The 2,262-nt window shown below is 66.1% G+C and carries 1 protein-coding gene; it reads left to right on the top strand.

Annotation, left to right across the window (positions count from 1 at the left end; translation table 11 throughout):
• The coding region (locus MFM001_RS24225; RefSeq protein ID WP_116377758.1) for a non-ribosomal peptide synthetase at window positions 1-2,262 on the top strand (2,262 nt) is incomplete at both ends.

Genomic DNA, 2,262 nt, shown 5'->3' with positions numbered 1-2,262 from the left:
ATCAATACGGTGCCCGTGCGCGCGAACATTACAGCAACAACGAGCACCGCCGATCTGCTTGATCAGTTGCAGGGCGCCTATAACGACACGTTCGAGCATCAGCACTTAGCGCTCAACGAGATTCATCGCGTCACCGGTCATGACCAATTGTTCGACACAGTTTTCGTCTACGAGAACTACCCGATCGACACCGCGGCATTGTCGGGCGAGCACGAGCTGGCCATCACCGAGTTCACCGCCCGCGAATCCACCCACTACCCGCTTACGATCCAAGCCGTCCCTGGGGATGAACTGGAACTCCGGCTGGATTTCGGCACCGATGTTTTCGATGCAGAAACCATTCGGGCGTTAGGCGATCGGTTGCAGCGGGTGCTGGTGGCGATGACCGTCGATCCGGCCCGGCGGCTGTCGTCGATCGATCTGCTCGACGAGGGTGAGCACGCCCGCCTAGATGAGGTCACTAACCGCGCGGTATTGACCCAACCCGCTACACCGGTGTCGATTCCGGCAATCTTCGCCGCACAGGTGGCGCGCACACCGGATGCGGTGGCGATCAGCTTCGAAGGCCGCTCAACGACCTATCGCGAACTCGATGAGGCGTCTAATCGGTTGGCGCACTTGCTGGTTGGGCTTGGTGCGGGCCCGGGGCAGCGGGTGGCGCTGCTGTTGGAGCGCTCGGCCGAGGCGGTGGTGGCGATCTTGGGGGTGCTCAAGACGGGGGCGGCGTATGTGCCGATCGATCCGGCGCATCCCGATGCGCGGATCGGGTTCATGGTTGATGATGCCGCGCCGGTCGCGGCGATCACCACCGCGGGTCTGCGGTCGCGGCTGGACGGGTTTGATCTGCAAGTCATCGATATCGATGACCCGGCCATTGATGGCCAACCTGGCACCGCACTGTCGGCGCCGTCGCCGGAGGATATTGCCTACCTCATCTACACCTCGGGCACCACCGGGGTGCCCAAAGGCGTGGCCATCACCCACCACAACGTGACCCAGCTGTTGGAGTCGTTGGATGCGGGTCTGCCGCCGGCAGGGGTGTGGACGCTTAGTCACTCCTTGGCGTTTGACGTCTCGGTGTGGGAGATCTTCGGTGCGCTGCTGCGGGGCGGCCGCACGGTGGTGGTGCCCGACGAGGTGGCGCACACACCGGAGGACTTGCACGCCTTGCTGATTGGTGAACATGTCAGCGTATTGACCCAAACGCCGTCGGCGGTGAGGATGTTGCCGCCGGAGGGGTTGGATGCGGTGGCGTTGGTGGTGGTCGCTGAGGCGTGCCCTGCCGAGGTGGTGGACCGCTGGGCGCCGGGGCGGGTGATGGTCAACGCCTACGGTCCGACGGAGACCACGATGTGTGTGGCGATCAGTGCTTCACTGACAGCGGGGTCGGGGGTGCCACCGATCGGCTCGCCGGTGCCCGGCGCGGCGTTGTTTGTGCTCGATGGCTGGTTGCGTCCGGTACCGGCCGGGGTGGTCGGCGAGTTGTATGTGGCCGGTCGCGGCGTGGCGTGTGGATATGTGGGCCGGGGTCCGTTGACGGCGTCGCGGTTTGTGGCGTGCCCGTTCGGGGGCACGGGGACACGGATGTATCGCACCGGGGATTTGGTGTGCTGGGGTGCTGATGGGCAGCTGGCGTATGTGGGGCGCGCCGATGAGCAGGTCAAGATCCGCGGGTATCGCATCGAGCTCGGTGAAGTCCAGGCGGCATTGAGTGGTTTGGATGGGGTGGAGCACGCGGTGGTGATCGCCCGCGAGGACCGACCCGGCGACAAGCGCGTGGTGGGTTACGTCACCGGCACCGCCGATCCGGTCGGTATCCGCACCCAGCTGGCCGAGCGGTTGCCCGCCTACATGGTGCCGGCCGCGGTCATGATGATCGATGCGCTGCCGCTGACGCCTAACGGCAAACTCGATACCCGCGCCCTACCGGCACCGGAATACACCGGCGTCGAGCGGTACCGCGCCCCGTCCAACGCGGTCGAGGAGATCCTGGCCGGCATCTACGCCCAGGTGCTCGGCCTGGAGCGGGTCGGCGTCGACGACTCGTTCTTCGAGCTCGGCGGCGACAGCATTTCTTCGATGCAGGTGGTGGCACGGGCTCGTGCCGCCGGGCTGGTGTGTCGTCCGCGCGATGTTTTCGTCGAGCAGACCGTCGCCCGGCTGGCCCGGGTGGCCGGCGCGACCGACGGCGTGGCCGGCGTGGTCGACGAGGGTGTCGGGCCGGTGGTCGCGACGCCGATCGTGCGCTGGCTGCACGACATT

The organism is Mycobacterium sp. MFM001 (genome assembly GCF_003402475.1).
In the GTDB taxonomy this organism is placed as follows: Bacteria; Actinomycetota; Actinomycetes; order Mycobacteriales; family Mycobacteriaceae; genus Mycobacterium.
Note: the sequence above shows the minus strand (reverse complement) of the source record. Positions and strands in the feature narration are given on the sequence as shown.